Origin of the sequence: Dyella sp., from assembly GCF_035508675.1 — a bacterium.
Classification (GTDB): domain Bacteria; phylum Pseudomonadota; class Gammaproteobacteria; order Xanthomonadales; family Rhodanobacteraceae; genus Dyella_B.
In genome coordinates this window covers 1-8,090 of the sequence record NZ_DATJMN010000090.1, presented here as the reverse complement: position 1 = coordinate 8,090, position 8,090 = coordinate 1, and the positions used below count along the sequence as shown (strand labels likewise).

Genomic DNA, 8,090 nt, shown 5'->3' with positions numbered 1-8,090 from the left:
TGCGTGAAATCGCCGATCGCCGCATCGACCAGGCCACCATCGACGAGATCGACCGCGCCGAGCGCGAACGCGCCGAGCGCGAGGCGCTGGAATGGGCGGCCCAGGAAGTGGACGATGATCTCTCCAAAGGCGGAGATGATTGATGGATAGCGGCGGCGGTCGATGGTGCATGAAAAGTCGAGCCGGTTGTACCGGGTCGGCTGGCCGCACGTCACGCCTCTGCTTCCTCCCCGTTCGGCTTTGTGATGAGGCGACGGCCTGAACGGGCGTCGTGACTCCATGACGACCGCGGCCACGCATCCGGCTTCCCAGGATACGTCCGCATTGCCCCCCTACGTGCTGGCGCTAAAAGAGCGCCTTGCCTACCTGCCCGAGCAGCAGGTGCTGCGCGTGTTGCGCGCCTATCAGGTTGGCGCAGTGGCGCATGAAGGGCAGACACGCAAGAGCGGTGAGCCCTACATTACCCATCCCATCGCCGTGGCCGGCATCCTGGCCGAATTCGGCATGGATGCGGAAACCATCATCGCGGCGATCCTGCACGACACGCTGGAAGACACCGTGCTGACGCGGCCCGAACTGGCCGGCGAATTCGGTGAGCCGGTCGCGGAACTGGTCGATGGCGTCACCAAGCTGGACAAGATGCGCTTTTCCAGCCGCCAGGAGGCCGATGCGGAAAGCTTCCGCAAGATGCTGCTGGCGATGGCCCGTGATCTGCGCGTCATCCTGATCAAGCTGGCTGACCGCCTGCACAACATGCGCACGCTCGGTGCGAAAGATTCGGAGTCCCGCCGCCGCATCGCGCGCGAAACGCTGGAAATTTATGCGCCCATCGCGCAACGCCTCGGCATGAACAAGATCAAGGCGGAGCTGCAGGATCTGGGCTTTCGTGCGCTGCACCCCGACCGCTACCGCGTGATCAGCGAGCGCATCCGGGCGGCGCTCGGCAATCGCCGCGAGGCGATGAGCCGGATCGAAGGGGCGCTTACCGCGCGTCTGGTCGAAGAGCGCATTCCGGTGCGCGTCGTCGGGCGGATCAAATCACCGTGGAGCATCTATTCGAAGATGCGCAACGAGCACAAAAGCTTTGCGCAACTGATGGATGTGTATGGCTTTCGCGTGGTGACCGACAGTGCCATGAGCTGCTACATGGCGCTAGGCGTGGTGCATGCTTTGTACAAGCCGGTCGATCGCCGTTTCAAAGACTTCATCGCGATTCCCAAGGCCAACGGTTACCAGTCGCTGCACACCGTGCTGCTCGGTCCCTTCGGTGCACCGATCGAAGTGCAGATCCGCACCGAGGAAATGGATTCGGTGGCGGAACGTGGGGTAGCTGCGCATTGGGCTTACAAGACGGAAAGTGGTCCTGCGAACAGCGCGCAGGCGCGCGCGCGCGAGTGGCTCTCTGCCTTGGCCGACAGCCAGGCGAACACACCCTCTGCGGCGGAATTCATCGAGAACGTCAAGATCGACCTGTTCCCGGATGAAACCTATTTGTTCACCCCGCGCGGAGACATTCTCTCGCTGCCGCGCAATGCCACGGCGCTGGATTTTGCCTACGCCGTGCACACCGACGTGGGCGATCATGCCGTGGCGGCGCGCGTGGACAAGAAGCTGTTGCCGCTCCGCGCACGGCTGGAGTCGGGGCAACTGGTCGAGATCATCACGGCGCCTTCGGCGGTACCCAATCCGGCTTGGCTGGAATTCGTGGTCACCGGCAAGGCTCGCACTGCGATTCGCCAGTACCTGAAACATCTGCAGCACGAAGATGCGGTCGACTTTGGCCACCGCATGCTCGACCGCGCGCTCGATGCGTTGGGTACCAGCCTGGATGCCATCCAGCCGGAGGCGTTGGAGAAATTCCTGCATAAGTTCAAGCTCAAGCGCCTGGAAGAGCTACTGGCAGACATTGCGCTCGGCAACCGCATGCCCGATCAGGTCGCCAGCCAGTTGGTGACCTCGCGTGGTGCGTCCGCGCGCGGGGCTGCACCGCTGACCCATCCCGCGGAGAAGATCCACATCACCGGTGCCGAGCGCGGCGTACTGAGCTTCGCCAATTGCTGCCATCCGCTGCCTGGCGACGAGATCACCGGTTACCTGTCGCCGGGCAAGGGTATCGTCGTGCACCGCACCGAGTGCCCGAACATGCTCGAGCTGCGCAAATCGGCGCCGGAGCGGTGCGTAGATATCGAATGGGATCGCGATGTACAGGGCGATTACCGCGCCGAACTGCGTATCGAAGTGATCAATCGGCCTGGCGTGCTCGCCACGGTGGCGGCCGCGATCGCCGCCGCGGATTCCAATATCGAAAACGTGGAATACGTCGAGCGTGATACCTCCGCAGCGACGCTCCTGTTCACCATCGAGGTGAAAAACCGCAAGCATCTGGCCGAGGTCATCCGGCGCGTACGGCGCACGGGCGTGGTGAGCGGGGCGTATCGGTATCCGTTGTAGCGGGCCGTTCTCTCGCTACACTTCCGTTTCTGCATTAGAACGGATGATCCTCATGCCCCGTACCATCATTGCCACCGATAAAGCTCCCGCCGCTATCGGCCCCTATTCGCAAGCCGTGCGTGCCGGCAACACCGTGTACTTCTCCGGCCAGATTCCGCTCGACCCATCCAGCGGCATGCTGGTGGATGGCGACATAAGTACCCAGACCCGTCGCGTGTTCGACAACCTGAAAGCAGTCGCCGAAGCCGCTGGTGGCTCGTTCGAGCAGATCGTGCGCGTGGGCATCTATGTCACCGATCTGGCGAACTTCACGGCGGTCAATGCGGTGATGAACGAGTACTTCCAACCGCCGTATCCGGCACGGTCCACCATCGAGGTTGCCGGCCTGCCCAAGAGTGCACAGGTGGAAGTGGACGCTGTCATGGTGTTGGACTGATCTTTATGCGCGCAGACTGCTGACAGCATTTGTCGGCAGTCCAAATGCGCTCGATCGGCGCGCTCGGTTAGTCTTGCAAGAATGGCCGCCCCGAAATCTCAAACTGCCGTAACGACGACCGACGATCCGGGCAAGCTGCCGGCGACGGCGCTTGGTGGCGTCGGTCCGGCGCTGGTCGAGTCACTGACTCGGCTAGGTCTGCATAGCGTGCAGGATCTGTGGTTTCACTTGCCTTTGCGCTACGAGGATCGCACGCACATCACTGCTTTGGCGGACCTGCATCCGGGCATGCGCGCGCAGGTGGTGGCGACGGTGGAAACCGTCGAGAAAGGATTTCGCTATCGCCCGCAATTGAAAGTGGCGGTGGGAGACGGCGTCATGCACACGCTGTTGCTGCGCTTCTTTCACTTCAACCGTGCGCAGGCCGAACAGTTTCGCGTGGGCGCGCGCCTGCTTTGCTACGGCGAAGTGCGTCAAGGCAACGGCAGCCTGGAAATGGTGCATCCGCAATACCGGCGCCTGATGGAGGATGTCCCGGTCGCGCTCGACGAGCGGCTTTCGCCGGTCTACCCCGCGACCGAAGGACTTGGGCAGAAGCGTCTGGGGAGCGTCATCGACAAGGCGCTGCAGCGGTTGCCTGCCGAAGCGGAGCTGGAACTGATTCCGCCCAAGCTGTGCGCGAAATTCGGGCTTACTTCCCTGCGCGAGGCCTTGTTGTACGTGCATCGGCCACCGCCCGATGCGCGCATGGACCAGCTGATCCAGGGGCGCCATCCTGCGCAGCAGCGTTTGGCGTTCGAAGAGCTGCTTGCCCAGCACATGAGTTTGAAGCGTTTACGCGCGGCAGTGCGCGAGCGGCGTGCGCCGGTGCTGGGTGGCGACGGCATGTTGCGGCGGCGCTGGCTGACGGCACTGCCGTTTCAGCTCACCATGGCCCAGCAGCGCGTCATCCACGAAATCACTACGGATATCTCGCAACCGCGCCCTATGCTGCGCTTGGTGCAGGGCGACGTCGGTTCCGGCAAGACAGCGGTAGCTTGCGCGGCGGCCTTGGCCGCGGTCGAAGCTGGCTGCCAAGTCGCGCTGATGGCGCCGACGGAACTGCTGGCGGAGCAGCATCTGCGCAATTTTCGCCACTGGCTGGAGCCCTTGGGCATCCACGTGGAATGGCTGGCCGGCAAGCAGCAAGGCAAGGCGCGCCAGCAAGCGATGCAGCGGGTGGCCGAGGGCGCGCCGATCGTGATCGGCACGCATGCCCTGATGCAGGAGGGCGTGAGGTTTGCGCAACTTGGGCTGGTCATCGTCGACGAACAGCATCGCTTCGGTGTGCAGCAACGCCTGGCGCTGCGTGACAAGGGGCTGGAAGGCGATGGGGTGCCGCATCAACTCGTGCTGACGGCAACCCCGATTCCGCGCACGCTGGCGATGAGCGCCTATGCCGATCTGGATATCTCTGCCATCGACGAGTTGCCGCCAGGCCGCACACCGGTGCAGACCATTGCGATTTCCAATGCGCGCCGCGCCGAGGTCATCGAGCGTATTCGCGCCGCTTGCCTGGAAGGACGTCAGGCCTACTGGGTATGCACGCTGATCGAGGAATCCGAGCAGTTGCGCGCGCAAGCTGCGCAGGCAGCGCATGCGGAACTTTCACATGCGCTAGACGAGCTTCAGGTGGGCTTGATCCACGGGCGCATGAAACCGAAAGAAAAGCAGGCGGTCATGGATGCCTTCAAGGCCGGCGAATTGTCGGTGCTGGTCGCCACCACGGTTATCGAAGTGGGTGTGGATGTGCCCAATGCCAGCCTGATGGTGATCGAGAACAGTGAGCGCCTTGGCTTGGCGCAACTGCATCAGTTGCGTGGACGTGTCGGACGCGGCTCGGTCGCTTCCAACTGCGTCCTGCTTTATCAGCCGCCATTGGGGCAGCTTGCGCGCGAACGTCTGCAGGTCATGCGGGAAACCAACGACGGTTTCCGCATCGCGGAGAAGGACCTGGCGTTGCGCGGCCCTGGCGAAGTGCTGGGTACGCGTCAGACCGGGCAGCTCAGTTTCCGCATGGCCGACTTGGCGCGCGACGCCCATCTGCTGCCGGCGGTGCAGCAGGTGGGCGAATACATGCTGGCGCATCAGCCCGAGCGTGCAGCGCGCCTGATCGAGCGCTGGATCGGTGGCGCGGCTCGCTATGCAGGCGCCTGAGAAATAGGTAGCTTGAGCGCGATGTTCACCCAGATGGCCCGATATGACGAAACCGCAATTGCTGATTGATACCGATCCAGGCGTAGACGACGCACTTGCCATCCTGATGGCGCACGCCCACGCCGACGTACTTGGCCTCAGCATTGCTGCCGGCAACGTCGGCCTTGGGCACACCACGCGCAATGCGCGGACGCTGGTCGACCTGGTGGGGGCTGCAACGCCGGTGTTTGCCGGCTGTCCGACGCCGTTGGTGCGTCTGCCCGAAGAGGATGCGGCGTTCGTGCATGGCCGGGATGGCCTGGGCGATGTCGGCTTTCCCGAGCCCCAAGCCACGGCAGCGGACGAGCACGCCGCGCTCGCGATACTGCGCATGACGCGTGAACATCCTGGCGAGATAACCCTGGTCGCATTGGCGCCGTTGACCAACCTCGCACTGGCGCTTCGGCTGGATCCTTCCCTGCCGCAGCGCGTGAAGCGCCTGGTGGTCATGGGCGGAGCGGTGACCGGGCACGGCAATACCAGCCGCGTGCCTGCCGAATTCAACGTCGGCTTCGATCCCGAGGCCGCGCACGTGGTGTTCGAAGGCTTCCCGGACTTTGACCTGGTCGACTGGGAACTTACCTTGCGGCATGCCTTCGACGAAGACGAATTCGATCAGTGGCTGGCGGCCGGTGATCATCGGGCCGAGTTCTTCGGCCGGGTATTCCAGGTCGCCCGCGAGACCAACCGCCAGCGTGGGCGGCGCGGCATCATTGCCGCCGACGCGCTGGCCATGGCGGTCGCCATCGATCCTTCCGTCATCAGGCGCAGTGAGCGCCACCGGGTAGGTGTGGAACTGGATGGCCGCCTGACCCGCGGCGCCACCGTGGTGGACTGGGGTGATCGGCTCGGGCGGCAAGCCCAGGCCCAGGTGGTGCTGGAACTGGATCAGCCCAAGTTCGCCGGCATGGTGCGGCGAGCGCTGGGAGCGCTTCAGCCGGCATGACCGGGAAGCTTGACCGGCCCTTTGCGGGGTCGATACAATACCGCTCTTTTCACGCACGCTTTGAGTCCGTCATGAAGCCCGATATCCATCCGAATTACCGTCAGGTGGTGTTCCAGGATCTCTCGTCCGAATTCGCGTTTCTGACGCGCTCGACGATTTCCGCCAAGGACACCATCAAGTGGGAAGACGGCAACGAGTACCCGCTGATCAAGGTGGATATCTCCAGCCATTCGCACCCGTTCTATACCGGCAAGCAGAAGGTTGTCGACGCCGGTGGCCGCGTGGACAAGTTCCGCCGTCGTTACGCGCAGAAGTAAATTCCGCGAACTGCCTCGCGAGGCAGGTCCAAGTATTCGCACAAGGCAGGCCTCGCGCCTGCCTTGTGTTTTTTCACGCCTGTCATAGCGACCATGCGGCGTCGGATTGTTTGTAATTTGATGTGCGATAATAGATGGGATGCATCGCCGCCTTTCCCCCACGTCGATGCGCCTTTCCCTCGCCGGCTGGTTGCCGCTATGCGGTTGCCCCGGTGGCGACCCATGCGTAGGAGGTTTCCGTGTCCGATTCCAAATCCGTCAAGCTGGTTGATGAGTCCAACGGCCGCAGCAGTGAGCTCCCCTTGCTCACCGGCACGCTTGGCCCTGCCTGCATCGACATCGCCCCGTTGTACAAGGACACCGGGCATTTCACCTACGACCAGGGTTACGGCAGCACCGCCAGCACCAAGAGCGCGATCACCTATATCGACGGCGACGAAGGCGTACTGATGTACCGCGGTTATCCGATCGAGCAGCTGGCCGAGAAGTCCAGCTTCCTCGAAGTGGCCTATCTGCTGCTGCACGGCGAGCTGCCGAACAAGAGTCAGTTTGCTTCATTCGAAAACGACATCACGCATCACACGATGATGCATGAGTCGCACAAGAATTTTTTTCAGGGCTTCCATCACGACGCGCACCCGATGGCCATGCTGGCGGCCTCGGTGGCCTCGTTGTCGGCGTTCTATCATGACGATCTGAATGTCGAGAATCCGGAAGACCGCAAGCTCGCCGCGATTCGCCTGATTGCCAAGATGCCGACGATCGCTGCCGCCTGCTATCGCTATTCCATTGGCTGGCCGTTCCGCTATCCGCGCAACAATCTCGAGTACGTCACCCGCTTCCTGCACATGATGTTCGAAGTGCCGAGCGAACCGCTGGAACTCAGCCCGGTGTGTGCCAAGGCGCTGGATCTGCTGTTTATCCTGCACGCCGATCACGAGCAGAACGCATCCACCTCCACGGTGCGCCTGGTCGGTTCCACCGGTGCGAATCCGTACGCGTCGATCGCGGCCGGCATTACCGCGCTGTGGGGTCCGGCACATGGCGGCGCCAACGAAGCCGTGTTGAAGATGCTCGAGGAGATCGGCTCGCCGGACAAGGTGGAAACTGCCGTCAAGCGCGCCAAGGACAAGAACGACAACTTCCGTCTGATGGGTTTCGGCCATCGCGTGTACAAGAACTTCGACCCGCGCGCGAAGATCATCCGCGAGATGTGCCACAAAGTGTTGGCGGAGCTGGGTGTCAACGATCCGCTGCTCGACGTGGCGATGAAGCTGGAAGAGGCCGCGCTGAAGGACGATTACTTCGTCGAGCGCAAGCTGTACCCGAACGTGGATTTCTATTCCGGCATCATCTACAAGGCGCTGGGTATCCCCACCGAGATGTTCACCGTGATGTTTGCCATCGCGCGTACCGCCGGCTGGATCGCGCACTGGATCGAGCAGCACGAAACGCCAGGTTCGCGCATCGGTCGCCCCCGCCAGTTGTATGTGGGTGCAGGCAAGCGCGACTACGCGAGCATCGACAAGCGCTGATCGGCGCCAGCACGCACGCCCCTATGAAAACGCCCGGCGATGCCGGGCGTTTTTACATGTGCCGATTATTTGAGCGCGGCAGCGAGTTTGCGTTCGAATTCATCCTGCTCGTCGTCTTCCTCTGCCAGCATGATCTCCACTGAAGCCAGCGATGCGCGCCGCATCGGCTT

General features: G+C 62.8%; 6 protein-coding genes and 1 pseudogene. All 7 read left to right on the top strand.

From position 1 onward, the window contains the following. Positions 1-143: pseudogene (locus tag VMA74_RS05165) on the top strand (DNA-directed RNA polymerase subunit omega); the annotation flags it as partial. A 115-nt stretch (positions 144-258) separates the two neighbouring features. Further along, positions 259-2,451, top strand: coding sequence for a RelA/SpoT family protein (locus tag VMA74_RS05160; protein ID WP_414649558.1), 2,193 nt, complete (start codon positions 259-261; stop codon positions 2,449-2,451). Positions 2,452-2,503: 52 nt separating this feature from the next. After that, on the top strand, positions 2,504-2,887 hold the full coding sequence (locus VMA74_RS05155) for a RidA family protein (protein ID WP_325365470.1): 384 nt from the start codon (positions 2,504-2,506) through the stop codon (positions 2,885-2,887). Positions 2,888-2,968: 81 nt separating this feature from the next. After that, on the top strand, positions 2,969-5,083 hold the full coding sequence (recG, locus tag VMA74_RS05150; protein ID WP_325365468.1) for an ATP-dependent DNA helicase RecG: 2,115 nt from the start codon (positions 2,969-2,971) through the stop codon (positions 5,081-5,083). A gap of 43 nt (positions 5,084-5,126) precedes the next feature. Further along, the gene (locus VMA74_RS05145; protein ID WP_325365466.1) at positions 5,127-6,068 is read left to right on the top strand and encodes a nucleoside hydrolase; all 942 of its coding nucleotides are present in this window, start codon (positions 5,127-5,129) and stop codon (positions 6,066-6,068) included. Between the two features lie 71 nt (positions 6,069-6,139). Beyond that, a complete protein-coding gene (locus tag VMA74_RS05140; protein ID WP_325365464.1) occupies positions 6,140-6,385 on the top strand; it encodes a type B 50S ribosomal protein L31 in 246 nt (81 codons plus the stop codon). A gap of 239 nt (positions 6,386-6,624) precedes the next feature. Continuing rightward, complete coding sequence (locus tag VMA74_RS05135; RefSeq protein WP_325365462.1) at positions 6,625-7,920, top strand: citrate synthase; 1,296 nt, start codon at positions 6,625-6,627, stop codon at positions 7,918-7,920. Positions 7,921-8,090: the final 170 nt, after the last annotated feature.

Bases quoted from the DNA above. Each gene is read 5' to 3' on its own strand.
- recG (WP_325365468.1), top strand. From the start codon at position 2,969: ATGGCCGCCCCGAAATCTCAAACTGCCGTAACGACGACCGACGATCCG.
- VMA74_RS05155 (WP_325365470.1), top strand. From the start codon at position 2,504: ATGCCCCGTACCATCATTGCCACCGATAAAGCTCCCGCCGCTATCGGC.
- VMA74_RS05145 (WP_325365466.1), top strand. From the start codon at position 5,127: ATGACGAAACCGCAATTGCTGATTGATACCGATCCAGGCGTAGACGAC.
- VMA74_RS05140 (WP_325365464.1), top strand. From the start codon at position 6,140: ATGAAGCCCGATATCCATCCGAATTACCGTCAGGTGGTGTTCCAGGAT.